Source organism: Brevundimonas sp. C43, from assembly GCF_030732185.1.
In the GTDB taxonomy this organism is placed as follows: domain Bacteria; phylum Pseudomonadota; class Alphaproteobacteria; order Caulobacterales; family Caulobacteraceae; genus Brevundimonas; species Brevundimonas diminuta_C.
Map to the genome: position 1 here is coordinate 1,673,603 of NZ_CP132231.1, position 23,382 is coordinate 1,696,984.

21 protein-coding genes are annotated in these 23,382 nt (G+C 66.2%); 5 read left to right on the forward strand and 16 right to left on the reverse strand.

From position 1 onward, the window contains the following. The first annotated feature begins 2 nt into the window (after positions 1 to 2). Positions 3 to 632 carry an isoprenylcysteine carboxylmethyltransferase family protein gene (locus Q9R14_RS08525; RefSeq protein WP_306002061.1) on the forward strand — a complete coding sequence of 210 codons (630 nt, stop codon included), beginning with the start codon at positions 3 to 5 and terminating at the stop codon, positions 630 to 632. A gap of 2 nt (positions 633 to 634) precedes the next feature. On the opposite strand, the gene Q9R14_RS08530 is transcribed toward Q9R14_RS08525, so the two are convergent. Next, on the reverse strand, positions 635 to 1,453 hold the full coding sequence (locus Q9R14_RS08530; RefSeq protein ID WP_306002062.1) for a hypothetical protein: 819 nt from the start codon (positions 1,451 to 1,453) through the stop codon (positions 635 to 637). A gap of 89 nt (positions 1,454 to 1,542) precedes the next feature. On the opposite strand from Q9R14_RS08530, the gene Q9R14_RS08535 reads away from it, so the two are divergent. The 3 genes from Q9R14_RS08535 to Q9R14_RS08545 all read left to right on the forward strand — a co-directional run bounded on the left by Q9R14_RS08535 (position 1,543) and on the right by Q9R14_RS08545 (position 5,285). After that, positions 1,543 to 2,952 (forward strand): SLC13 family permease, encoded by a 1,410-nt coding sequence (locus Q9R14_RS08535; protein ID WP_292078670.1) that lies wholly within the window; start codon positions 1,543 to 1,545, stop codon positions 2,950 to 2,952. A gap of 480 nt (positions 2,953 to 3,432) precedes the next feature. After that, positions 3,433 to 4,296 carry a hypothetical protein gene (locus tag Q9R14_RS08540; protein WP_295707773.1) on the forward strand — a complete coding sequence of 288 codons (864 nt, stop codon included), beginning with the start codon at positions 3,433 to 3,435 and terminating at the stop codon, positions 4,294 to 4,296. A gap of 47 nt (positions 4,297 to 4,343) precedes the next feature. Then, a complete protein-coding gene (locus Q9R14_RS08545; protein WP_295707770.1) occupies positions 4,344 to 5,285 on the forward strand; it encodes a DUF2971 domain-containing protein in 942 nt (313 codons plus the stop codon). Positions 5,286 to 5,378: 93 nt separating this feature from the next. On the opposite strand, the gene Q9R14_RS08550 is transcribed toward Q9R14_RS08545, so the two are convergent. The 14 genes from Q9R14_RS08550 to Q9R14_RS08615 all read right to left on the reverse strand — a co-directional run bounded on the left by Q9R14_RS08550 (position 5,379) and on the right by Q9R14_RS08615 (position 19,239). Then, positions 5,379 to 6,503, reverse strand: coding sequence for an acyltransferase (locus Q9R14_RS08550; RefSeq protein ID WP_303718805.1), 1,125 nt, complete (start codon positions 6,501 to 6,503; stop codon positions 5,379 to 5,381). Further along, entirely contained in the window at positions 6,503 to 6,808 is a 306-nt protein-coding gene (locus Q9R14_RS08555) for a hypothetical protein (protein ID WP_292051812.1), read from the reverse strand. Before Q9R14_RS08555 ends, Q9R14_RS08550 begins: the two co-directional genes overlap by 1 nt. A 115-nt stretch (positions 6,809 to 6,923) precedes the next feature. Then, the gene (locus Q9R14_RS08560) at positions 6,924 to 7,361 is read right to left on the reverse strand and encodes a DUF305 domain-containing protein (RefSeq protein ID WP_295707763.1); all 438 of its coding nucleotides are present in this window, start codon (positions 7,359 to 7,361) and stop codon (positions 6,924 to 6,926) included. 30 nt (positions 7,362 to 7,391) lie between these two features. Continuing rightward, positions 7,392 to 9,953, reverse strand: a complete 2,562-nt coding sequence (locus Q9R14_RS08565) for a heavy metal translocating P-type ATPase (protein WP_242915665.1) — start codon at positions 9,951 to 9,953, stop codon at positions 7,392 to 7,394. An 11-nt stretch (positions 9,954 to 9,964) separates the two neighbouring features. After that, positions 9,965 to 10,096 (reverse strand): hypothetical protein, encoded by a 132-nt coding sequence (locus tag Q9R14_RS08570; protein WP_282452813.1) that lies wholly within the window; start codon positions 10,094 to 10,096, stop codon positions 9,965 to 9,967. A gap of 7 nt (positions 10,097 to 10,103) precedes the next feature. Then, a complete protein-coding gene (locus Q9R14_RS08575; protein WP_242915666.1) occupies positions 10,104 to 10,715 on the reverse strand; it encodes an isoprenylcysteine carboxylmethyltransferase family protein in 612 nt (203 codons plus the stop codon). Beyond that, positions 10,712 to 11,317 (reverse strand): cation transporter, encoded by a 606-nt coding sequence (locus Q9R14_RS08580; protein WP_242915668.1) that lies wholly within the window; start codon positions 11,315 to 11,317, stop codon positions 10,712 to 10,714. Before Q9R14_RS08580 ends, Q9R14_RS08575 begins: the two co-directional genes overlap by 4 nt. Then, the gene (locus Q9R14_RS08585; protein WP_035307833.1) at positions 11,314 to 14,538 is read right to left on the reverse strand and encodes an efflux RND transporter permease subunit; all 3,225 of its coding nucleotides are present in this window, start codon (positions 14,536 to 14,538) and stop codon (positions 11,314 to 11,316) included. The genes Q9R14_RS08580 and Q9R14_RS08585 overlap by 4 nt, the downstream gene beginning before the upstream one ends. Before the next feature lie 8 nt (positions 14,539 to 14,546). Further along, complete coding sequence (locus Q9R14_RS08590) at positions 14,547 to 15,749, reverse strand: efflux RND transporter periplasmic adaptor subunit (RefSeq protein WP_035307835.1); 1,203 nt, start codon at positions 15,747 to 15,749, stop codon at positions 14,547 to 14,549. After that, the gene (locus tag Q9R14_RS08595; protein ID WP_035307836.1) at positions 15,749 to 17,002 is read right to left on the reverse strand and encodes a TolC family protein; all 1,254 of its coding nucleotides are present in this window, start codon (positions 17,000 to 17,002) and stop codon (positions 15,749 to 15,751) included. The genes Q9R14_RS08590 and Q9R14_RS08595 overlap by 1 nt, the downstream gene beginning before the upstream one ends. A gap of 56 nt (positions 17,003 to 17,058) precedes the next feature. Further along, positions 17,059 to 17,415, reverse strand: coding sequence for a hypothetical protein (locus Q9R14_RS08600; RefSeq protein WP_197019742.1), 357 nt, complete (start codon positions 17,413 to 17,415; stop codon positions 17,059 to 17,061). A 28-nt stretch (positions 17,416 to 17,443) separates the two neighbouring features. After that, positions 17,444 to 17,839 (reverse strand): cation transporter, encoded by a 396-nt coding sequence (locus tag Q9R14_RS08605; protein ID WP_306002063.1) that lies wholly within the window; start codon positions 17,837 to 17,839, stop codon positions 17,444 to 17,446. Between the two features lie 141 nt (positions 17,840 to 17,980). Further along, positions 17,981 to 18,721, reverse strand: coding sequence for a relaxase/mobilization nuclease domain-containing protein (locus tag Q9R14_RS08610; protein WP_306002064.1), 741 nt, complete (start codon positions 18,719 to 18,721; stop codon positions 17,981 to 17,983). Beyond that, the gene (locus tag Q9R14_RS08615) at positions 18,718 to 19,239 is read right to left on the reverse strand and encodes a MobC family plasmid mobilization relaxosome protein (protein WP_306002065.1); all 522 of its coding nucleotides are present in this window, start codon (positions 19,237 to 19,239) and stop codon (positions 18,718 to 18,720) included. Before Q9R14_RS08615 ends, Q9R14_RS08610 begins: the two co-directional genes overlap by 4 nt. Positions 19,240 to 19,648: 409 nt before the next feature. Here Q9R14_RS08615 and Q9R14_RS08620 point away from each other — a divergent pair, with 409 nt between their 5' ends. Beyond that, positions 19,649 to 20,155: a helix-turn-helix domain-containing protein gene (locus tag Q9R14_RS08620; RefSeq protein WP_295705379.1), complete on the forward strand. Its 507-nt coding sequence runs from the start codon at positions 19,649 to 19,651 to the stop codon at positions 20,153 to 20,155. Between the two features lie 634 nt (positions 20,156 to 20,789). Here Q9R14_RS08620 and Q9R14_RS16390 read toward each other — a convergent pair. Then, on the reverse strand, positions 20,790 to 23,030 hold the full coding sequence (locus Q9R14_RS16390; RefSeq protein WP_371929711.1) for a DUF3800 domain-containing protein: 2,241 nt from the start codon (positions 23,028 to 23,030) through the stop codon (positions 20,790 to 20,792). Positions 23,031 to 23,382: the final 352 nt, after the last annotated feature.

The window sequence follows — 23,382 nt, forward strand, 5'->3', positions numbered from 1 at the left end:
TCATGAGCCCTGTTCCCCCCGCCCTGTCTCTCGACGTCGTTCAACGCCGTCGCAAATGGTTCGCCGGCCTGGTTCTACTGGCCCTCATCGTCCTGACCGCCAGCGTTCGCTCGGTCGCCGCCCTCGACGGCGAATGGCATGAGGGCGTCGAGGCCCTGGGCCTGGCCGCCATCATCGTCGCCATCGTCGGCCGCGCCTGGTGCTCGCTTTATATCGGCGGACGCAAGAAGGCCGAGATCGTCGATCGCGGCCCTTATTCCATCACGCGCAACCCGCTGTATGTCTTCAGCTTCATCGGCGCCTTCGGCGTCGGCGCCCAGACCGGCAGCGTGACCATCGGCGCGATCTTCGCTGTGGCGACCTTCCTGGTCTTCCTGCGCACGGTCGGTCGCGAAGAGGCCTGGCTGGCCGAACATTTCGGCGCGCCCTATGCCGCCTATTGCGCTCGCACGCCGCGCTTCCTGCCCAATCCCGCCCGCTGGCGCGACGCCGACGAACTGACCATCCGTCCCGCCTTCTTCGTCCGCACCCTGCGCGACGGCCTGGTCTTCCTCGCCGCCATTCCCGTCATGGAAGGCATCGAGCACCTGCAGTCATCAGGGCTGATCGGCTTTCCGATCAGTCTTTTCTAGGCCTAACCGTCGCGCCACTCGCTGAGCATCTGGCCGTCGGCGTCTTCGAAGGCGACGCGGTCCAGGCGCACCGCGCCGATGCAAACCGGCCGTTGATCGGCTGCGGCGGTCCGGCAATGGATGGCGCGGCCGTCGGCGAAGGCGGTCATCCGCCCTTCGAGGACGAGACGGTATCCTTGCGCTGACGGCACGGGGGGTTGACCGTCCTCGCCGCGCAACGTGAACTCATAGGCGCGGCCGTTTCGGCGGCCGGTCCGCGCGCCATTCGGCTTGAACACGGCGGCCAGGCCCACCGTCTGAGACGAAGGCTGGTCGGACGTTGAGGCGCCGCCCGCCATCGCCGGGCAGGCCTCGGTGCGCAGCCAGGGGCGGGCCAGCCAAAATCCCTCGACCGCCTCCAGGCCGCTGTCGTCACGTCCAACCACACCGGACTGCAGCCAATCCGCCGGCGCCAAACTAAACTTCAGGCTTTGGCGGTCTTTCGCCCAGGCGACCGTCGCCAGCCCATCGGCCGCAGCTTCGGCGGCGTCGCTCGGCGCCCCGCAGCCAAAGACCTGGCGGACGACGAACCGTCGCCCGGCCAGAGACGCGCCCCCGACCTCTCCCCCTGCGGCGAAGGCCGAGGCGGCGATGTCCATGGCTTCAAGCAGGCCGGCGCGATCCAGCACCGGCGCAGGCGCGACGGTCACTACCGGCGGCGTTTCGGATTTCTCAGCCGGAGCGGGTGCGGGCTGCGGCTCACGCTGGCACGCGGCGAGCACCAGCAGGGACGCCGCAAGCGCGATTATCGAATACCGAGGCGACGCAATCGTTTCGAGCATGGAACCACCCTAACACGCGAACCGCTGAGGGGGATGCGCTCACCCGAAAAAGGTTGACGCGAACGATGGGGGACGGTCTGCACAGCATCATGACTTTCGACCAGATCGCCGCCCTAGCCGTGCTTGTCGCCGTCGTGGGCGTGTTGATCCATGGCAAGATGCGGGCGGATGTCGTCGCCTTGACGGGCGCCGCCGTCCTCCTGCTGCTGGGCGTCGTGCGGCCGGTTGAGGTGCAGGGCGCCTTCGCCAGTCCCGCGGTCATCGCTTTGGCCGGTCTGTTCGTCATCGCCTACGCCATCGAACTGTCCGGCCTCTTGGGCTGGCTGATCCGACAGGCGACGCAGCTGTCCGCCCGGATCGGCGCCCGGGGCATCTGGATCGTCATCGGCCTGTGCGGTTCGGTCGGCGGCTTTCTGAACAACACCCCTGTGGTGGTCTTGGCCGCGCCGGTGATCCGCGACGTGGCCCAGTCGCTTCGCCTGTCGCCCAAACGCTTTCTGATGCCGCTCAGCCACGTCACGGTCATGGGCGGTCTGCTGACGCTGATCGGGACATCGACCAATCTGCTGGTCAACGACATGGCCCGCAACGCCGGCCAGCCGGTCTTCGGCTTGTTTGAGATCACGCCTGTGGGGCTGGCCATCGCGGTCGTCGGCGGCCTGTGGCTCTATTTTGTGGGCGCGCGCCAACTCGGCCGATCCGTCGCCATGGATGAGGCGGAAGCCGCGCGCTTGGCGGAAATGGAAGAGGCGCGTCGCCGCGCAGAGGCCGAAGCCATCAATCGCCGCAAGCGCCTGCTGCCGTTCGGCCTGCCGCGCCTGGGCGGATCACGAAATCAGGTCGACGGATCGGGCGACGCGCATCTCGGCGACGTGGAACTGTATGGGGCCGCGGATCGCCCGCTGCGGCTGAAGCCGGCGGCGATCTCGCTGGGCGTCTTCGTGCTGGTGATCCTGTCGGCGGCGCTGGGGTGGGCGCCGATCGCCGCCTCGGCCTTCGCCGGAGCCGTCGGACTGATCCTGCTGCGCGTCATCACGCCCGAGGAGGCCTATGCCGGACTGCGCCCCGAAATCTTGCTGCTGATCGCCGGCATGGTCGTGGTCGGCACGGCCATCGAAGTGACGGGGCTGGCGTCCGCCGGCGCAGATCGTCTGATCGGCGTGATCCGGCCGCTGGGGCCGCTGGGCGCCTTGATCGTGCTTTACGGCGTGACGCTGTTCGCCACCGAACTGCTGTCCAACGCCACGGTCGCAGTCCTGATCACCCCCATCGCCGTAGCCTTGGCCGAAAGCCTGGGCGTGGATCCCCGCCCCTTCCTGGTGTGCGTTATGATGGCGGCCTCTGCCGCCTTCGCCACCCCGTTCGGCTATCAGACCAATGTGCTGGTCTTCAACATGGGCGGCTACAGCTACATGGACTTCGTCCGCGTTGGCCTGCCCCTGAACCTGATCACCTGGATCGCCGCCATGGTCGCCATCCCGATCTTCTTCCCGTTCTGATCGAATAGCGTTCGGAGTGGTGCGGGCGGCCGGGCTTGAACCGGCAAGGACTTTCGTCCGGCAGATTTTAAGTCACACACGCCAGCATCAACCAACTGATACTAAAGACCTTTCTATCAGCGATCAGATCGCTGTGTAAGGCTTTGTGTAAGCCTGAACGCCTTGAAGTTGTGGATTTCCCCAAACGTGGATCGACGGCGAGAAACTTCGCCCCCACATATGCGGGTCGAAAGCCCGACCGCCTCCCGGGAGATGCGGTCGAGGAAATGGGGGCGCGTCCACGTGATCAAATGGGGAGACAGTAGGAGGGATCACGACCCCATCTTGGCGATATGGCCGAGCTATCGTCCCTTGTTCCAGCGATATCTAATGATGGAGCTCGTCGCCACTGAAGAGGGCGGCGTCCGGTGGCGAGACCGTCGAATACCCGATGAGCGCGGTTTCGTCAGGATGGACCACCACCCGAACCTCGAGTCAGCAATGTCCGCCGCTGAGGCGCTCAATCCAACCCTGGTCGAAGCGCTCGCTGCTAGGAACCTCCCTGAAGTCGACCGAGTATCCCTAGGGTTGAAGGTGCAGAAGGCGCTTCAGTCGCGCAAACGTCTCGACGAGGAGGAGGCGCTAATGCTCGCCGAAGCGGTGCGCCGTCACCGCGAAACACCCCGACAGGCGCCGGATCAGCTCAAGCTGCACACTGAGGCGGAACCCTACCGAGAAGCGCTGGCGCTGGAGCTCGACACCTATCCCTACCTCCGCATGGCGTTCGTGCACACTGCCGGACGATCGGTCGTGTTGTATCGTGACGCTAACGACCTCTGGAGCAAGCCTTACTACGCCGGAGAAAAATCCGCCGTTTCCGCGATGCGAGCCAGGATAGCGAACGGGTTCAAGTTCCATCAGGATCAGCATTGGGGTCGGGTGAAGGCGCAAATCCGCGCTGAACTCCTCCCGCGTGCCAACCAGTTGCTGCAGCTCGCAAGTGTTCAAAGGATGCTTGCGGAGGCTCTGGCCCGAGGAGAGCGCGTGCTCGTCAGCAACGGCATTGTCTTTTGGTACGAACCTGACGGACAGCTTGGCTGGATGGTGAAGTCGACGACGAGCGACAAGGGCGAAGACGGCGCCACCCTCTGGCGGGAAGGCACCATTCTATCGACCAACCATGGTCGTCTCGTAGTCTTGCCCTACGTCAAGGAAAGCGGCGAACTCGTTCGGGGCCATACCAAAAACGGGCCGGGTGACGGTCGTGCCAAGCCTAGACACCCCTTGCACTACGTCGAGATTCCATTCCGCGAGCTGAAAGGCGATCTGATGATCGGCCTCTTCGGTGAGCTTCCGTACGAATGATGTCTCGGCCGCCGCCGTGCGATTAAATGAGATCGAGCCCTGAGCAAATGACCGAGCCTGCTAACTTGGAGCCTCTGCCCCCCAACGTCGTGCAGAACGTTTTCAGCGCTACCGCAGAAGGGACCGAGGCCATGCGCCTGCGGTCGAAACCCGGCGGCCTGATCTACCACTATTGCGACGCCAATGCCCTGTTGAGCATCTTCAATCACCGATCGGTCTGGGCGACGGATACGAACTACCTCAACGACTCGAAAGAGTTGGTTTCGCTCTTCGACAGCCTGAAGCACCACCTTCCGCCGGGCGGCTCTCCCGCTTCGGAACTCGTCCGCGCGGCGATAAGCGAGTTCGCGGAATTTGCGCCGGGGTTCCGGGCAAACCTCATCGGCATGAGCTCGTTTGTGGCCTGCTTTTCGGAAGACGGCGACGTCCTGAGCCAATGGCGTGCATACGCGGATAACGGCATGGGCTTCGCTATCGGATTCGATCCTACGGATCTCGTGGCGCTCACCGGCGAAAAGCCATCTGAGCTTCGCCGCATGATGTACGGCGGATCTGTCGAAGAAGAGATCGTCCTCCGGTACGTCGATCAGGTCGTCGAAGCGATTAGAGAGATTGAGACGGAGTTCGACCGGTTCGGTTACCCCCAGATGAGCCTATCCAGCTGGCTGAGGTTGCGAACGAGTGAGTTTTTCTACGAACTGGCGTTCGAGTGCAAACACCCGGCATTCCACGAAGAGCGAGAGTGGCGGATCCTTGCCAGAGGCGGGGAAATGCTTTTCCGGGCCTCCAGCGGCAAGCTCGTCCCCTACAAGACGTTGGACATGACGAGCATTTCCAACCCTTCGCTGATGCCGGTGAAGGAGATCGTCATCGGCCCCTGTACGAACAGCTTCGAGGCGGAGCGTGTCTTGACGTACCTCGCCGACAAACTCGGCTACGGCCATTCAGGCATTCGCTTCCGGAAATCTGGCGCGCCGTACCGGCGCTAGTAAGCCCGCAAGGGTGGGGCCGACCGCTGGCCACCCGGCCGCAAGGTGTTTCAGACGCACGTCCGGCCGCGCTCCGTGATGGAGACTGGGCCGTCAGGCGATCAGTCGATCGGCGCTTGTCCCGGGCAGCGGTGTTCGAGGGCGAGGCGGATTGAGCATTGTTTGAACCGGGCGGTCGAAGCCGTAACGGAAAGCCGCAGCGCCAAGGAAAGCCGCGATGAGCCCCGCCGTCCACACGCCCCACCGGGCGGCATCCGACCAGCCGGACTGACCGAAGGCGTCGAATGCTCCAAACCAGACGATCCTGCTCACCTCATTGGTGAGGAACATGGCGAACGACATAAGTCCGAGGTGTTCGATCAGCCTCGACGGCCGCACGGTTGGCAGGGCTCCGGCCGCCCAGATCAAAACGGTAAGCAGGATCACCGAGACCAGTCCGAAGTGGCCGATGATTTGCGCCGCCACGAGGCCGACCAAAGCGAACAGACCGATGCTGCCGGCCCATCTCGGCGTCGAATAGATCCGTGATCCGAAAAGGGCGGCGGCAACCCCAAGGAGGAACAGCGGAAGCGCTCGAATGAATCCGAACCTCAGAGGCAGGCGGTAGAGGGGCTCGCCGAGCCATGTCCGGCACGCCCAGTCCGTGGCAATCATCAACATGCCGGCGCCGATCACCACGGTCCAAGGATCGAGCCGCCAGAGCAGGCGGCATATCCAGGGTAGTAGAAGGTAGCAGCCGAGAAGGGCGGAAAGCGTCCAGGTCGGCGCGTTCCACCCCAGCCCGCCTGGAACGCCGTAGGCCTGAACCAGGAAGACCTGCGCCGGCAGCTGACCCCAATCGAACCACTGCGGATTGCTCGGAGCGATCCCGAAAAGCCCGGCGAGGGCGATTAACAGCGCCAGCGCGCCGACGACCATCAGATGAGATGGCGCGACGCGAAGAAAGCGCTGGCGGACATAGGCGTGTAGCGGGATTGCGTGGGCCGCGAAGCCGTCGCCGTAGATCCGGGAAAGGACGTACCCGGAGTCGATGATGAAGAAATTTGTCAGGAGATAGCCCCGGTCGAACACCGGGTGGAACTGACCCAGAGGCGTCGGGGCCGCTTCGCGGAAGTGGTAGAGAATGATCAGCGCGCCGGCGACAAAGCGCAGGATATCGAGCCAACCACCCCGCGAAATCCTGACGGGCTGCGGTCGTGCGTGCTCCGATGCAATCATCAAGGCCGTGCCTGCCCGGCCGCTGTGGGGTGATCGTGATGACGCGGAGCGAACTGCAACTGATCTCGCGTCAGAACAAGAAGGCCGAACCCCAAGAGGCATACAGCCGCCATGGCGGCGGTCATGACCCGACCAGCCTGCCCCTTCCGCCCGAGACGATAGGTCATGATCGCTAGGAGCGACATGAGAACGCCGAAGGACACGAACACAGGGATGCGGTAGGTCGCCGCCAGCGGTACGGCGAGACAGAAGACGATCGCGCCGGCGACGAGGCTCGCGCCAACCGCGATCAGTGTGTCCTGCACCGGCCGGAACGGCTCTGGCCTCCCGTATAGCTTGGACCGGCCGCGCCCCTTGTAGCGCCCTGGACGCCATCGAGGAGCCTTGCTCCGGATCGGGGATCGCTTGCCCCCCATGGCTTCAGCCCTGCGCGTCCGCCGGGCGAGCCGCGCGGTTGGCCAGCCACACCCGCATGCGGACGATTTCAGCTTCCTGGGTGCGAATGATCTCCTCCGCGAGGCCCTTGACCTCGGGGTCCGAACCTTGGTCGAGCGCAATCCTCGCCATGGCGACCGCCCCCTCGTGGTGGGCGATCATCCCGCGCATGAAGTCGACATCGGCGTCGCCGCTGTAGTCGATGTTCATAGCGGCGTGCATCCGCTCGTTCGCCTCCTTGTAGGACCGAGTGGCGGGGTTATCCGAGGCGGCATCGCTGTGCCCGGCATGCTGGTCGATCGGGCGCGCATCGACTGCCGTCGGCTCCGGCGCCGGGCGCCCCTGCCGCGAGAGCATCCCGAAGCCGAAGACCGAGATCAGGAGAAAGGCGGCGATGACGCCAACCCAGCCGAGACGTTTCATTGGACTATCCTTTGCTTTCCTGAAGGCGGGTCATTCGACGCCGCGCGGACCGCGCCATGCCAGAAGGCGAAGCGCGTTGAAGACGACCAGCAGGGTGGAACCCTCGTGGAGGGCGACGGCAGGTCCGATGCCGAGACCAAGGATCGTCGCCGGGACGAGGAACGCCACGACCCCGAGGCTGACGAACAGGTTCTGGCGGATGATGCGGCGGGTTTGACGGCTAAGACCCACGGTGAAGGGCAACTTCGACAGATCATCCGCCATCAAGGCTACGTCGGCGGTCTCCAGGGCGACGTCCGATCCCGCCGCACCCATTGCGACGCCGACCGTCGCGGTGGCCATCGCCGGAGCATCGTTGACGCCATCGCCGACCATGGCGACCTTGGTCTCCGCCCGCAGTTTCTTGATGGCGTCGACCTTGTCCTCCGGCATCAGGTCGCCCCACGCCTCGGTCAGCCCGACCTGACCGGCCACCGCCTGGGCCGCCTTCTGGTGGTCGCCCGAGATCATGATCATGCGGCGAATGCCGAGCGCGCGGAGCGCGGTAAGGGTCTCGCGCGCCTTGGCCCGAGGCGTGTCGAGAAGGCCGATGACCCCGAGATCCTTTGTCCCGCGGCGAACCACCATGAGCGTCCGTCCCTGGTTTCGAAGGGCCGCGACGGCGATCTCGGTGTCCGGTGCGAGCGGAGCGATGGCCTCCGAACCGAACATCTCCGGTTTGCCGATCCAGACGTCCTGATCGTCGACGCGTGCAGTGACGCCCTTGCCGGTCAGGCTGCGCAACTCCGTGGCCTCACGTACCGATGCCGCGATCAGACGCTGGTTCCCATCGCGAACGATGGCCTCCGCCAAGGGATGATCGCTCAGCCGTTCGACCGCGACTGCGATCTCGAGAAGCTCTGTCTGTGTCGTCTGGCCGAACGGAACGACGTCCGTGATCCGCGGTCGCCCCTCGGTCAGCGTCCCGGTCTTGTCAAAGGCGATGGCGTCGAGAGCCCCCAGGTTTTCGAGCGGGGCGCCACCCTTGACGAGAACACCGGCGCGCGCCGCCCGGGCGACCCCGGACAACACCGCGCTCGGCGTGGCGATCGCGAGAGCGCAGGGACTGGCGGCCACCAGTACGGCCATCGCCCGGTAGAAGCTGTCGCGGAACGGCTCGTCGACGACCACCCAGGCGAACAGGAGGACGAAGGCCAGACCGAGCACGAGGGGCACGAAGACGCGCTCAAAGCGATCGGTGAAGCGCTGGGTCGGCGACTTCTGGGTCTCGGCCTCGCTGACCATCCGGACGACCTTGGCCAAGGTGGTGTCGTTGGATCGACGCGTCGTTTCGATCTCAATGGCGCCGCCGCCGTTAATGGTGCCGGCGAAGACCACCGACGCCGCCGAGATATTTGCCGGCTTGGCGCGGGCCTCCTCGGGGTTCGGGACAGGCTGCTTGTCGACAGGAATGCTCTCCCCTGTCACGGGAGCCTGGTTCACGCTGGATGTTCCCTTCACGACGAAGCCGTCGGCCGGGAGTCGCTCGTTGGGCCGAACGACGACCAAGTCGCCGACTTCCAGCTCTTCGACCGGAAGTTCGACGACGGCCTCTCCTCGCCGCACATGAGCGGTGCGCGGGGCCAAGGCGGCCAGAGCCTCGATCGCCTTCTTGGCGCGACCCATCGCGAAGTGCTCGAGGGCGTGCCCGAGGCTGAACAGGAACAGTAGCAGCGCCCCTTCCGCCCAGGCTCCGAGCGCCGCGGCGCCGGCTGCGGCCACCAGCATCAGGGTGTCGATCTCGAAACGCTTGCGCCGCAGATTCCCGACAGCCTCGCCGACCGTGAACCAGCCGCCCAAGGCATAGGCGATCAGGAAAAGGCCGAAGGGCAGCCATCCCGGCACGCCCGGAATGAATTTCTCGATCAGCCAACCAATCGTGAGCGCGACACCGCTGCCGACCGCGAAAATGAGCTCCGTGTTGGGTCCGAGGAAGCCGCCATGACCATGGTCGTGCCCGTCGCCTTCGGAATGTCCGTGGTCATGGCCATCGCCATCGACGTGGCCATGGCCGTGACCGTCATCGGGCGTATGACTGGCCTCGTGATCGGATGGCGCTTTCGGCTGCGCTTCAGGGGTCTTCGTAGCGGTTGAAGCGGCGCCCTCCGTCGCCCGCACTAGCGCGAGGCCGTGGCTCGCAAGGCGCTCGACAAGCGTCTCACGGTTCGTGATCTGCCGGTCGAACTCCAGGCGCAGAGCGCCAGCCGGATCCAGCACCGCCTCGATCACGCCGGCTTCTTCGCCGAGCGCGGCCGCGAGCGTGCGGGCGTGGCGGGCGTGGCGGACACCCTCCACTCGCCCGACGAGATGCCCGAAACGCTCACTGACCTCGGCTCCGGCCTGACGCGCACGGCGACGGACCTGAGCCAGCGACAGCTGGTCGGGATCGTAGTGGATGCAAAGCTCTGGGCCTCCCTCGCCTTCGGCGACATGCGCCTCAGAGACGCCGGGTTCGGCCCGCAACAGCGCGATCAACCGTCCAACGCAGCCGTCCTGAAGATCGGGCGCATGAGGCAGGAGGACAGGGAAGTTGAGGCGGAGGGTCTTGGGCATGATCGGGCTCCTCAAGAGACGTCACGGGTAAGGGTCGAGCGGTCGGGCACGAACATCCCGGCGCGCTGGGCGGCGGCTCCAGCGACGAAGGCGGCGATCGCCAGAGCCGCGCTCAGGAGGATGACCAGTCGCTTGCGGTCCATCTCGACCTCACGGCAAGGCGATGAGAGCGTCGAGCCAGCCGAGGTTCTGGAGGTGCTCCAGTCCCTCGAACACGGGCAACGCCAGAAGGAAGACAAGGCCGTCGCGGACAGTCCGAAGGAAGAAGGCCGGCCGGACGGACAGTTCCGCCTCATCACGCCACAGGCGCAGGTTCGGAACGAAGCGGGGGGTGCGCACGACGTAGCTGCGGTAGGTGTCGCCGAAGGCCGACGTCAGGAAGCCTTCCTCCCGACTCGCCACGATGCGGAACACGATCCAGCAGGCGACGGCGAAGGTGACGCCGACGGTGAGGCTGCCCGTCTGTGCGCCGATCCCGAATGCGCCGATGAAGCTGAAGACATAGAGCGGGTTTCGACACAGCGAATACGGTCCGCAGGTGACGATCTCCTGCTTCTTGCGGCCGCCGATGTAGAGCGAGCACCAGGCGCGGCCCAGAACGCAGACCATGATGGCGATCAGCCCTAGGTGTTCGACGGGATGCTCCAGCTGTGGCTGGGCCTTCACAAGAGCGGTCCAGGCCAGCAGTGCGAACAATCCAGCCGCGATGAAGAGTTTGCGCCAGCGCTGGACGGACGCGATGTCGATCAGGGGCGGGCTCATTCCACGGGCTCCTTCGCGTCGCGCCGCGCATCTCGCGCATCGCGAAGGATGTCGAAGCCGCCCTTGGCGGCTATGGCGGCGACCAGCACCCCCACCAGCAGATCGGGCCAAGATTGGTCCAACCACATCACCAGGCCGCCGGCGACGAGGATGCCGCCGTTCGACGCGAAATCGTTGAGACTGAAGGTCTCGGCCGCCTTCATGTTGACGTCGCTGCTCTGTTGCCGACGGATCAACAAAAGACAGATCAGATTGATGACCGCCGCCACGACGGCGAGCACCATCATGGTTGGTCCGACCGGCTCGGTTCCCGTCAGTGTCCGGCGCAGGGCGTCGAGCAGGACGAGAACCGAGAAGATCAGAAGCATGACGCCGGACACCTGAGCCGCCCGCGTCTTCCAGATCAGCGCGCGTCCGACCGCCAGGAAGCTGATCAGATAGACGGCCGCATCGGATCCGTTATCGACGGCGTTCGCGAGCAGAGCGCTGGAGTCGGCGGCGAGGCCGCCGACTCCCAGGCCCACGAACAGCAGAGCGTTCAGGAACAGCACCGCCAAGAGGGTGCGGCGCTGGACCTGCTCTGTTTCGTGAGCCCCGCTCATTCCTCGATTCCTTCCGCCTTCCGGTGTTTCACGGCCTTGGCCGCGAAGGTCGGAAGGACAAGGAGGGTCAAGGCCGTGGCCGTCAGGAGGCCGCCGATGACGACGGTGGCCAGCGGCTTCTGCACCTCGGCCCCCGCGCCGTGGGCGAACGCCATCGGGATGAAGCCGACGATGGCGACGAGAGCCGTCGTCAGGACGGCGCGAAGCCGGCTTGTCGCGCCTTCGATGGCGGCAAGACGCGGCGCCGCTCCGCCCGTGAGACGCTCCCGAATGGCCTGCATCAGCACGAGACCGTTCAAGGTCGCGACGCCGGACACGGCGATGAAGCCGACCGCTGCGGAAACCGAGAACGGCATCCCCCTGAGGACAAGCGCCAGGGCGCCGCCGACCAGAGCCAACGGAACGCACGCGAACACCAGGCCCGCCTCGGCGAAGGATCCCAGAGCCATGAAAAGCAAGACCCCGATCAGGATGAAGACGATCGGAATGACCAGCCCCAGACGCTGTTCGGCCCGCTTCAGGTTCTCGAACTGGCCACCCCAGGTCAGGGAGTAGCCGGTCGGAAGATCGACGTCGGCCTCCACCTTGGCCTGGGCCTCGGTGACGAAGCCGCCCAGGTCGCGCCCGCGAACGTTGGCCTGCACCACCATCCGCCGGCTGCCGTCATTGCGGCTGATCTGGTTCTGTCCTTCCGCGACCTGAATCCGGGCGACGGAGGAGAGCGGCACGGTCACGCCTGTGGCGGTCGTTACCGGCAGAGCCGCAAGGGCCGCCGGATCATTCCGTGCATCATCCGCGAGACGGACGACGACGCTGAAGCGACGATCGCCTTCGAAGATTTGCCCGGCCTCGGCGCCGCCGACCGCGGCCGAAACCGCCTCGGAGACATCGGCGGCCGACAAGCCGTAGTTGGCGGCCGCGAAACGATCCACGCTGACGGTCAGGGTGGGCAGCCCGGACGCCTGTTCGACGCGAACGTCGGCAGATCCGGGCGTTGCGCGCAGGGCGGCGGCGACCCGGTCCGCAGTGGCCTGCAGCTGGGTGAAGTCGTCGCCATAGACCATCACGGCGAGGTCGGTCCGAACCCCCGAGATCAGCTCGTTGAAGCGCAGCTCGATGGGCTGGCTGAACTCGAAGCTGTTGCCGAGTTGTCCGGCGGCGAGCTCTTCGAACCGTTCGATCAGCTCCTCTTTCGGAAGGTTCGGATCGGGCCACTCCTTGCGGTCTTTCAGGACGATGACCGCGTCCGAAATGTTCGGCGGCATCGGGTCCACCGCCGCCTCCGCCGTCCCGGTCCGGGCGAAGACAGTCTTCACCTCGGGCTGGGCCTTGATGACGCGTTCGAGGGCCATCTGCATCGCCAGCGATTGTTCCAGCGAGGCGGACGGCACGCGCAACGCCTGCATGGCGATATCGCCTTCATCCAGGGTCGGAATGAACTCCCGCCCCAAAGAACTGAAGGCGATGCCGCCAATGACGAGGGCGCCGAGCGCGGACGCCAGGACGACTTTGGGCCGGTCGACGGCGGCGCGGATCGCCGGTTCGATCCAGCGCCGCGCGTATCGGAGGATGAAGGTCTCGTGCTCGTGGGCGTGGCCGTGCTCATCGACCTCGACCTTCTTCGGATCCCGGACCAGCAGGGCCGTCATCGCCGGCACGAAGGTGAAGGAGAAGATGAAGGCGCCGACGAGGGCCAGCATCACCGTTGCGCCCATGGGGATGAAGGTCTTGCCCTCCACGCCCTCAAGCATCAGCAGCGGCGTGAAGACCAGGAGGATGATCAGCTGGCCAAAAGCAGCCGGTTTGACCATCTGACGCGCCGCGGCTCCAGCAACCTCGAGCCGCTCCCGGCGTGTCAGCATTCGACCGGCTTCGGCCCGCCGCTGGCTGAGCATCAGCAGGGTATTCTCGACCACCACGACCGCGCCGTCGACCAGAAGGCCGAAGTCCAGCGCGCCGAGGCTCATCAGGTTTCCGCTGATGCCAAAGCGGTTCATGCCGATGACCGCGAACAGGAAGCTGATCGGGATCATCAGGGCGGTGATCGAGGCCGCACGGATGTTGCCGAGCAGCAGGAACAGCACCACGATCACCAGCAGAGCGCCTTCGATCAGGTTCTTGGCGACGGTTGAGATGGTCTTGTTGACCAGCGAGCTGCGGTTCAGGACCGGTTCGGCGACAACGCTCGGCGGCAGGCTCGCGGAAACCTCCTCGAGACGTTCGGCTGCGGCTTGGGCCACCGTCCGGCTGTTGCCGCCGGCCAGCATCAGCGCCGTACCAACCACGGCCTCGTGGCCGTCGCGGCTGGCGCCGCCGAGACGCGGCGCCTGGCCAATCTCGACGGTGGCGACGTCGGCGACCCGGACGACCAGTCCGTTGCGGTTGACGACGGGGGCCTGGGCGAGATCCGGGATGGTCTGCGCCAAGGCGTCGGTCCGCACGGTCAAGGCTTCGCCGGACCGCTGGACATAGCCAGCGCCAGCCTGGGTGTTAGCCCGTTCCAGCGCGACGACGAGATCGTTCAGGCTCAGACCGTAACCCGCCAGACGCGCGGCGTCGGGTCGGACCGCATACTCCTTCACATAGCCGCCGTTCACATCAACGCCGGCCAGTCCCTTCGCGGTCCGCATGCGCGGGGCGATGATCCAGTCCTGAACCGTGCGGAGATAGGTTGCGCGGGCCTGGGGCGTGGTCAGGAGTTCGCCTTCGGGCGTCAGATAGGCGCCGCCCGCCTGCCAGCCGGGCTCACCCGGTTTGGCGAGGTTGGCGCTGTTGAACGGCTTGAAGTCGACCGTCCACATCAGCACCTCGCCCAGTCCCGTGGTGATGGGCGCAAGCGCCGGCTCCACGCCTTCGGGCAACCGTTCGCGCGCCTGGGCCATCCGTTCGGCCACCTGCTGGCGGGCGAAGTAGATGTCCGTGTTGTCGGAGAAGATGACCGTGACCTGGCTGAAGCCGTTTCGGCTCAGCGACCGCGTGGTCTGGATGCCAGGAATACCCGCCATCGCGGTTTCGAGCGGATAGGTGACCTGACGTTCCATCTGCTCGGGCGCGAGCGCTGGCGCGATGGTGTTGATCTGAACCTGCCGGTTGGTGATGTCCGGCACGGCGTCGATGGGTAGCTGCGTCAGGTTGTAGAGGCCGAAGGCGGCGACGATCGCCGTCGCCAGGACCACGAACCATCGGAAGCGGACCGAGGCTTCGATAAGTGCTTTGAACATGACGCCCCCTAGTGCCCGTGCTCGGCTTCGCCCTTGGCCATTTCGGCCTTGAGCAGGAAGGCGTTGGCGGACGCCACGCGTTCAGATCCGGTGAGCCCGCGCAGGATCTCGGTGCGGCCCGCGGCCTGGCGGCCTGCGAGCACTTGCACGGCTTGGAAGCCGCCCTCGACCTGCACGAAGACCACGGTGTTTCCATCGACGGTCTGGACCGCCTCGGTGGGCACGGTCATCCCGCCAGTCGCCTCGCCGGTCACGATGGCGCCAGTGACGGCCGAACCGGCTGGCGGCAGAGACGCGCCAGAGGGTCGGGCCCGGATCACGGTCGCGCCGCTTTCGCTGAGACCGGCGTCGGCGGCGACGCCGGTGACGACGGCGTCGAACTCGCCGTTCGGCCCGGTCACGCGCATTGGCGCACCGGCACGCACATTGGCCGCAAGGGCAGGCGGTGCGTTGAAGACCATCTCGACACGAGCAGGATTGCTGACTTCCGCCACCACGCCGCCCTGGGCGACGAACCCGCCCGGACCGACCTGGACGCTGCTGACCACGCCCGAGATCGGACTGGTCACGCTGAGCCTGCCCGAAGCGTTCGGAGAGCCAGCGGCCGCCGAGCGGGCGCGAGCGGCGCGGGTCGCCGCCTCGGCGCTCAGGAACTGGGCGCGTGACGCTTCGACCTCCTGCCGCGCGACGATGCCCTGATCCGCCAGACTGCGATTTCGCTCATAGGCCTGGCGCGCCGCTTCAGCGGATGCCCCGGCCGCGTCGGCGTCCGCGCGGAAGGTCGCCGCCTCGCCGCTGACAAGGCTCACAAGCGGCTGACCGGCGCGGACCGACTGACCCGGCGCGACGAGAACGCGCTCGACGCGACCTCCGACGGCAGCGCCCACGGCAGCGCGAGAATCGACCATCGGCTCTACGCGGCCGGCGAGCCGGGTCTCCCCTCCTCCTCCGCCGCCGACGCCGACGACCGTGATGCCCGCTGCCTGGATCTCTGCTGTGGTGAGTTCAATCCGACCTTCGGTCTCTGCCCCGGCGGCCTCCCCCTCGGCGTGTCCCCCCTCTTCCTCGGCATGGCCGGCTTCGCCTTCGGCGGCAGCCGGCGCGGCGGGTTCGGAGGACCGGGTGGCCAACCAGAGGCCGCCGCCTCCGAGAATGACCAGGGCGGCGACGCCGCCGATCAGCAGGGTCTTGTTCGATGTGCGCTTGCGCATCACTGGGCTCCTTCGAAGGGGGCGCGGCCATCAAGGCGCGCGAGATCGATCTCGGCTCGGACGCGCGCGAGACGCGCGTCGACCGCTGCAGACCGGGCGTTGACGAGGGCGGTGCGGGTCACCCGCAGTTCGACCTGGGAAATGCGGCCGGACTCAAAGCCGATGCGGGACAGGCGATAGGCTTCCTCTGCGGCGGTGACGCCGCCGTCAGCAGCGTTGACGCGACTGACCGAGGCCGAAAGGCGAGCGACCGCGGCAGCGCGGTCCGCCTGGGCTTCCTGCCGCGCACTCATCAGCCGGGCGTCGGCAGCGCGAAACTCGGCTTGCGCCGCTTCGATGTTTCCCCGGTTCCGGTCGAACAACGGCAGCGGCATGCTGACGCCGAAAGTCAGCGCCGTCGCATCTTCCGCCTCGAAGCGGCGGATGCCGATACTGGCGTTGATGTCGGGGCGGGCCTGAACCCGTTGAACATCGATGCGTCGTTCGGCGGCGGACCGTTGGGCTTCGGCGACGCGGACCGTCGGCGCATCCTCGATCACGGATCCGATCGTCGTCGGCGCCTCGTCGAGAAGGCTGTCTTCGATCTGCGTGACCGGAACCGGGATCATGGCGACAGCCGTGAGACGGGCATAGGCCGCGTCGCGTTCCGCGACAGCTTCATCCCGCGTCGCGCGCGCCGAGGCAGCCTCGGCCTCCCCCTGAATGCCGCGGAGGAGAGGTTCGCGACCTTCCTCTACGAGGGTCAGGGCCGCGCGGGCATCCGCGACGGTCAGCGTGAGGGTTTCTTCCGCGAGCGTGGCTCGCCTCTGCGCGGCCTCCGCTTCGGCATAGATCAGGGCCAGGCGGCCTGCGGCGTCGATGACCGCAAGGTCTCGTTGAAGGCCCACTGCGCCGGCCTCGGCGCGAGCGGCGGCGATGCGCGTCGAACGACGTCCCCACAGCTCGAGATCCTGACTGATCGCCAGGGTCATGTCCGCGTTGTTCAGACCCGAATAGGGGCCTGAGCCATAGGCGTTCTCGACATCGAAGCCGAGGACAGGGTTGGGACGCACCCGTGCCTGACGGACACGGGCTTCCGCTGCGTCGTAGTTGGCGCCCGCCTCAAGGGTCGCAGGCGCATTCCCGAGTTGAGCGAGGAGTTGGGCATAGGTCGGAGCTGGGTCAGCCCATACGGGACTGGCCAGGGTCGCCGCGATCGCAGCGAGGGCGCAGCCGACCGCGTAACGCGGCCGCCTGCGAGATGTGGGAGACATGATTCATTTCCAGAGTTTCTGAGGACGAAGAGGCGCGCTAAGGCCCAGGTCTTCGGTCAGACTCTGGGAGGACGCTTCAGGCCGTCAGGCGTGATGGACGCCCGGAAGTCATCCTGTCGGCCGCTTTGCAGAGGAGGCTCGCCGAACGACGGAGCAAAGGCGTCCACGGCAGGACCGCGCGCCGTTGAGGTGTGGTGGCAGTGGCCGTGCGAGCAGATCCCGTGACCGCCGCTCTTGCCGCTGTGGTCGCCCTCGCTTTGATCATGATCGACGACCGCGTGAGCCGCAGGCGGTTCCGGCAGACAGGTCGCGGCGTCGACGGCGGGCGCAAAGAAGAAGGCGGCGAAGACAAGAGTCATCGCCACGATCAGCTTCGCCCATGTCGTCATCGACCAGGTCATCGCGCGCTGCATACTTTCGTTCTCGAAGTTAGGCAATGCGTTACAAAGTCCGAACAGCGGCGTGGGCTGCGCGGCTCTCCGCCCTAGCCTGCACCAAGATCGAAATGGCGGACTGGAGAAAGACGCCGCCCAGCAGAAGGCCCGCCAGCAAGTCCGGCCACCGGGATCCAGTCAGCCAGACCAGCCCGCCGGCCGCGGCGACGCCCAGGCTGTGGATCAGATCGTTCCGTGTGCAAAGCCAGACGGAGCGCACGTTGGCGTCACCGTCACGGAAACGCACGAGCAGCAGGGCGGCGATTAGATTCGCGGCGAAGCCGACCAGTCCCAGACCGGTGATGACAGCGTTTGCCGTGAGCGCCGCCCGGCCAAAGCCCGATCCGGTCAACCGCGTGTCGCCACAGCCGGCGACGCGAGCGGACGGCCGCTCGCTCGACAAGGGCGATGTCCCGACCCAGCTGCTGGATCGCTATCTGATCGAGCGCGATCGCCAGGGTCGACCGGAGCGCTACTATCGCGACCACAAGGCCGCGGACCCGATGTTCCGTGACCATGGCCGGGCCCTGTCCTCGCAACAGGCCTATCCGGACGCCATCGCCTCCATCGGGCCGTCCCCACGCTCGAACCGCTCCCGCAGCTTTCGAACGGGGGTGCGCTCGCTCTTGCGCACCACGCCACGCGCGCGTCGCGGCGTGGCTTCGGCCTCGACGCCCCGATCACGCAGGGCCGCTGCGAAGGTCTCGCGCCAGAGCTGGAGGTCCGCCTTGCGTGGGTTGAGCCTTTCCCCGTCGCGTCCGAGCGCCCGGACGGTGAGATGGACGTGGGGATGTTTATCGTCCGTATGCAGGGCGAAGACATAGGGGTGACGATCGCCGAACAGGGCGTCCGCGAATGCCCGCGAGGCATCGTGAACCCGGCCGGGATCGACCCCCGCCGGCATGCTCAGAACGATCGACAGGGACACCGGGGCATCCTTTCGGGACGCCAGCACATCCAGTTCTGCGCGCCAGTCCTCGGCCAGCGCGCGGAGCTCCGCCCGTCCCGACAAACCCTCTCCATCGGGGCCCTCCAGGACCAGTTTTCCGTTCCGGGTGATGTAGTCGAGGTGGCGTTGCAGATGGCCGCCGTCCCGCGTTCGTCCGGTGATCTTGACCATCACCTCCGGGACCCGGCGCGCGACGCGCTGAAGCCTGGCGTTCGCCGGCTCGCTGCCCTTCCCCTGGGTGACACGCAGCACCGCGTGCGCCAGCCTCGCCCGCCGCATGCGGACGGGAGGACGCAGCGCCTCCTCGAACCCGAACGGGACGCGAAAGTCGTTCATGGGTCGGGGGCCCAGTACGACAGATTACCCGCGAAGGCGTCCCGCACCCCGACCAGGTGGGCGCGGATTTCGCGGGCGTAGGCGTCCAGCTTAGCGACCTCAAGGTCCAGCACCCCGCCCTCCATCACGGCCGTGTTCAGAGCCCGGGCGATCTGGTTGATGTTGACGCCGATCCGGCGGAGTTCGCGCTGCACCTCCAGAAAGGCGATCGCCTCGCCACGGCTGAGCTGGGGTCGGCCATACAGCCGCGCACGGATCAGGGCCACGGTCCATTGTGTTCGGGACTGCCCTCTCAGGGCCGCCTCGCGCTCCAGGGCGACCATGTCCGCGAGGGTCAGCCGCAGACCGAGTTTGGCCGCCAGGCGCGCGGGCGGCGTCGCCGGGGCGTCCGGAAACGGCGCCTGGGCCGCCGCCTCCATCAGCCGTCGCAGGAGGCGCGCACGTCCGCCGCTCGAGGCCGCGGCAGCGTCGAAGCGGCGGATCAGATCGGGCGGGACGCGAAGGGTGAGGCGATCCATGGGGGGGGTGGTCTGTCAGACATTGCCGGCGCAAAGCCTATCCTGCCCTAGACCCTCACCCCCTTCGCCCCGTAGGCTTACGGGGCTTCCCGCCCTCCCCTCGGCGGCCGGTTCCGGCCGCTCGCCCGCCGCCCTGAAGGGCGCCCCAACCAGGCGCGAAGTGGAAGACCTCGCGGCTCGCCCGCTCGGAGGGGTAGGTATTATTCCTGCCCTACCGGTGGGGCTCGCGCGAACCCCACCTGGGTCGTCAGCCTGCCGCTGAATCAGCGGGACGTTAAGCAGCGCATCTGGCGTAACGATCGTAAGCATACCCAGTCAGGTAGGTCATGACGGCGCCACACCTCCGCAACCCCGGAACCTTGTTCGCTGCCCGTCGCACCCATAGGTTCGTGGGGAAGGAGTTTCCGCCATGTCCACCCCCGCCTCGCCGAGTGTCGTGCCGTTCCCGCCGCTCTCCCCCGCCCCCGCCCCGCCCCCCGCCAAGACCGCCGCGTCGCAGGACCGGATCTGGGGCAAGGCCGTCATCGCCAACGGCTATGCCGGCATCCCGTCGATCCTGATTCAGGCGCAGTCGCGACTGGGTCTGACCGCGATGCAGTTCAACATCCTGGTTCAGCTGCTGGACTATTACCGGGATCCGAACCGCGCCCCCTTCCCGTCGCGGGCGGAACTCGGCCGCCGCATCGGTGTGAAGCCGAAGACCATCCAGACCAATATGCGGCAACTTGAACAGGCCGGCCTAGTGCGTCGCGAGATGCGCAAGACGGCGGCCGGCGACTGGGCCTCCAACGTCTACCATCTCGATGGTCTGATCGAACGGGTCCGCAAGCTCGAACCCGAGTTCACCCAGGCCCGCAAGGAGCGGGAGGCCGCGCGGCTTCGCGTCTCCACTCCGGTGGGATTGCGCCAGCCGTAAAGTCCGGGCCCAGAATTGATTTACCCCGGGGGCATGCTTTGCAGCAGAGGCGATCCCGGGGTGTACGCAGGTAGAGATAATCCATGACCCACCCTGATGCAAGGCCGGCGGCCGACGCCGATGCGGTGGAAGCCGCGCTCTCTCTCGAACGCTTCGCCCGCTATGTCGCGTGGGCGGAAGGCGACCGCGAGCGCGCCGTGGCCCTCTATACGCTGAACACCCAGGTCTCCGAAGCCCTCTATGTGCCCCTCCAGGCGCTGGAGGTCGCGCTGCGCAATCGAATCCATACGGTGATGTCCGAGGCCCATGGCCCGGGCTGGTTCCAGCCCAAGGCCGGTCACGTCACCGACCGTCAGGCCGAGCAGGTGCGCACGGCGATCGCCGAGCTGACCGAGGCGGGCAAGCCGATCGAGGACGGCCGCGTGGTCGCCGCCCTGACCTTCAGCTTCTGGACCTCGATGTTCGGGCGGGAGCAGGACGATCTGTGGAAGCGCACCCTGCACAGGATCGCCACGCGGGAGGGCCGCTTCCTGGCCCGGAAGGACTTCACGGCGCGCCTGACGCAGGTGCGGCTCCTGCGGAACCGTATCGCCCACCACGAACCCATTCTCTACTGGAACCTCCCCAAGCTGCATCAGGCCATGCTGGAGATGACCCGCTGGCTGTCTCCGGCGATGGACGACTGGCGCGGGACGGTCGATCGCTTCCCCGAGGTCCACCCGGCCGAACGTCTCGCCCTGCCCCGGCCCGGGAAGGACGAGGCGTGAGCGAGCCCTCCGGGACGACGAGCCCGGTCATCGACGTGAACATGCTGAGGCGGACGGCCATCGAGGCGCACGGCCTGATCCACGCCGACCGGGCCTACTGGCTTTACTATGATGAAACGAACAACATCCGGCGACTGCATCTCCAGGCCGACGCCTTCAACGTCCCGGACCTGAACTGCTGGGTGCTCGGCGGTCTCGGTCGTCGGGATTCGACCCCGATCGATGTCGCGCCGCTGAGGGCGCGGGCCTTCATCCAGCCCAACGCCGAGGAGCTGCATTTCGCGCTCTTCGGCCGGGGCGAGTTTCCGAAGGTCCTCGGGTCGAGGAAGCTGGAAACGTTTCTCGACTGGGCGCTGGAGGAAGACCTCCTCGTCCACTACCTCGCGCTCGACCCCTTCTACTGGTCCGTCGTCGATGTCGTCGACTCGGTGCTGGCGGCCGGGGAATTGCCGGACGGCTTCGGGGAAACCCTGAAGTCGGACCTCTGCACCGTGCTTCGCGACGACCGGGCCCGGACCGCGGCCCTGATGGCCCGGTTCGACTATCCCGACCTGAAGCCGGAAAACCGGCACGCCTTCATGACCGAGTTGATCGCCTTCGCGGAAGATCACGCCGGTCTGCTGGATCATTTCGACTACCAGATGCTGCGGGGCCTGCTGCAGATGGGCCGCCACCATCCCCTGCACTTCATCGAGGGCGGGGAAGTGCGGGTTCTGATCGACGGCTTCCGGGATTTCTTCCTGGAGCGCATCTGCATTCTGAAGAATGCGCACCACGTCTTCGACGCCGAGGACGTCGTCTCCGGCGAGCTCGCCCGGATGACGTTGACCGACGGCGACGGCCCCTTCTGCAACTATCGCTTCGTCGAGAGGTCGCATGACGATCCCGGCGTCCAAGTCTCCGATGTGATGGTCGGCTTCCTCGCCAAATTCTTCAGCTGGATCTCCAGTGTGGACGAGGACGAGGTTCGGGATTTGAAGGCCGCCCTGAGCCCGGCCCATCTTCACAAGCGCTCGACCCGCTTCCAGCTTCTCTTCAGGCATGTCGCCGAACATCACCTCTCCGAACTGATTGAGCAGCGAGTGTTCGACCCCCTTGAAGGAGAAGTCGTTGTGCCAGCCGTTGGCGAGGATAAAGAGCAGCAGACGCTCGCAGTTCTCCGGCAGGTCCTTCCCCTTCAGCCACTGACCGTAAAGCCAGAGCGCGACGTCAGCCATCTGGATGCCGGCGCTCTGATCGTCGGGCTTCATGACGAAGAGACTGCCCGGAGCCCGCTGCAGGGAGTATCGCTCGCCAGCCCATTCGATGACATCCGGCGAGGCGTTGGAAAACAGACCGTGCCAGGAGCTCAGCGTACGGCCGAACTCGTTCTGCTCATCGTGGATGATCGACGCGATCTTCTTGTTCAGGCGGCTGGACATGGACTGGAGCCCTTCCAGAAGGTTCGCGAAGGCCACCAGATTGGGGAAGTGGCCTTGTTTGGCGAGCTTCTGCTCGGTGGCGAACTGGACGTACTCCGGGTGAGCGATGATCCAGTCCAGCCCCTGCCCCAGCAACTCGCGCGAACGCGCATCGGGCAGGATGTCGAGCCGGGCCTTGATCGCCTCGCAGATCGGCGGAAGCGCTGCGCGCGCGTCCGCTTCCTTGGGCATCAGCAGGCACTTCCAGAAATCCCGGGCGATATCATCGGTGATGACGCCGGCGAGCTTGAACGCTCCGATGATCTTGAGCGGCTTCAGATTATAGGCGTGCCACGGGACGGCGGCGTTCTCCCCGGAATCGAACAGGGTGTCGAACATCTTGGTCGCCAGCAGGTACTTCTTCTCGACCCTCGAGACGAAGAAGGTCGCTCCGGCGCGATGCAGCAACCGGAGCAGGTCGTCAGCGATCGTTTCCAGTCGCCCGAGACCGAGCTCGTTCGCGTGGATGGCGGTAGCGCCGACCTTCCCGGCGATGGCCCGGACCTTGTCGCCGTAGTTCCGGTCGAAGTCGCCCCGGCTGACCAGGGCGGCGGTGTAATAATCGGGCTGCGCCGTGTCGAAGATGTTCCTTCCGGTGTTTCCGGATTCATCGACGTAGGCGAACAGCGGCGTGCGGGCTTCTCCCATGGTTTCTTATTCTCCGTTCTCAGGGGGGCCTGAGACATCGGAACCGGACACCGCCAGTTCAAGACGCAGCGTTCATCGAATTCGGGTTGGTGCGGGCGGCCGGGGTCGAACCGGCATGGGCAAAGCCCGACGGATTTTCATACCACTTCGACTTTCGCCGCCGCCCGAGGGCGTTCGTGGTCTGGACTATCCCTTCGTCATAGCCCGAAGGCCTTAGACGCCGCCCGTCTAGTCTCTACACCTTCCCGTCGAGAGACGGGCTTGGCTCGGGATCGCCATTTGACAGGGTTCCCCGACTTTGAGCGGTTCTACGTCCGGGATTTCCCCCGGCGCACTCAATCCTCAGCTTAAG

Coding starts and splice junctions, on each gene's coding strand:
- Q9R14_RS08525 (WP_306002061.1), top strand. CDS start 3: ATGAGCCCTGTTCCCCCCGCCCTGTCTCTCGACGTCGTTCAACGCCGT.
- Q9R14_RS08530 (WP_306002062.1), bottom strand. CDS start 1,453: ATGCTCGAAACGATTGCGTCGCCTCGGTATTCGATAATCGCGCTTGCG.
- Q9R14_RS08535 (WP_292078670.1), top strand. CDS start 1,543: ATGACTTTCGACCAGATCGCCGCCCTAGCCGTGCTTGTCGCCGTCGTG.
- Q9R14_RS08540 (WP_295707773.1), top strand. CDS start 3,433: ATGTCCGCCGCTGAGGCGCTCAATCCAACCCTGGTCGAAGCGCTCGCT.
- Q9R14_RS08545 (WP_295707770.1), top strand. CDS start 4,344: ATGACCGAGCCTGCTAACTTGGAGCCTCTGCCCCCCAACGTCGTGCAG.
- Q9R14_RS08550 (WP_303718805.1), bottom strand. CDS start 6,503: ATGATTGCATCGGAGCACGCACGACCGCAGCCCGTCAGGATTTCGCGG.
- Q9R14_RS08560 (WP_295707763.1), bottom strand. CDS start 7,361: ATGAAACGTCTCGGCTGGGTTGGCGTCATCGCCGCCTTTCTCCTGATC.
- Q9R14_RS08565 (WP_242915665.1), bottom strand. CDS start 9,953: ATGCCCAAGACCCTCCGCCTCAACTTCCCTGTCCTCCTGCCTCATGCG.
- Q9R14_RS08570 (WP_282452813.1), bottom strand. CDS start 10,096: ATGGACCGCAAGCGACTGGTCATCCTCCTGAGCGCGGCTCTGGCGATC.
- Q9R14_RS08575 (WP_242915666.1), bottom strand. CDS start 10,715: ATGAGCCCGCCCCTGATCGACATCGCGTCCGTCCAGCGCTGGCGCAAA.
- Q9R14_RS08580 (WP_242915668.1), bottom strand. CDS start 11,317: ATGAGCGGGGCTCACGAAACAGAGCAGGTCCAGCGCCGCACCCTCTTG.
- Q9R14_RS08585 (WP_035307833.1), bottom strand. CDS start 14,538: ATGTTCAAAGCACTTATCGAAGCCTCGGTCCGCTTCCGATGGTTCGTG.
- Q9R14_RS08590 (WP_035307835.1), bottom strand. CDS start 15,749: ATGCGCAAGCGCACATCGAACAAGACCCTGCTGATCGGCGGCGTCGCC.
- Q9R14_RS08595 (WP_035307836.1), bottom strand. CDS start 17,002: ATGTCTCCCACATCTCGCAGGCGGCCGCGTTACGCGGTCGGCTGCGCC.
- Q9R14_RS08600 (WP_197019742.1), bottom strand. CDS start 17,415: ATGCAGCGCGCGATGACCTGGTCGATGACGACATGGGCGAAGCTGATC.
- Q9R14_RS08610 (WP_306002064.1), bottom strand. CDS start 18,721: ATGAACGACTTTCGCGTCCCGTTCGGGTTCGAGGAGGCGCTGCGTCCT.
- Q9R14_RS08615 (WP_306002065.1), bottom strand. CDS start 19,239: ATGGATCGCCTCACCCTTCGCGTCCCGCCCGATCTGATCCGCCGCTTC.
- Q9R14_RS08620 (WP_295705379.1), top strand. CDS start 19,649: ATGTCCACCCCCGCCTCGCCGAGTGTCGTGCCGTTCCCGCCGCTCTCC.
- Q9R14_RS16390 (WP_371929711.1), bottom strand. CDS start 23,030: ATGGGAGAAGCCCGCACGCCGCTGTTCGCCTACGTCGATGAATCCGGA.